The 270-nt window shown below is 64.8% G+C and carries 1 pseudogene; it reads left to right on the top strand.

What is annotated here, in order from left to right:
* Nucleotides 1-270, top strand: a pseudogene (locus tag ACWGS9_RS35800) (hypothetical protein); the annotation flags it as partial.

Raw genomic sequence — 270 nt, 5'->3', positions numbered from 1 at the left:
ACGCGCTTGCACGAGAGCTTGCAGCAAGACTGGACGCGACCACCCTGGTGACACCCGCCATGGCCCGGCAGAACAACAGTGTTGATTGCGGCGTCTTCGTGGTGGACGGCACCCGCGAGCTGGTTCGTCGATTGGCGAACGAAGAGCGGCCAGACCAGCAGCTGCCGCTGCACCTCAACTACCTCGCCGCCGATCGGCAGGCGCTGCAAAACCGACTGAGGGAGGAGCGCCTTCCGCACGAGCCTGCCGCAATCCGCGCGGAAGCTTTTT

The sequence above is a fragment of the Mesorhizobium sp. Arg314 genome, assembly GCF_053714275.1.
Note: the sequence above shows the minus strand (reverse complement) of the source record. Positions and strands in the feature narration are given on the sequence as shown.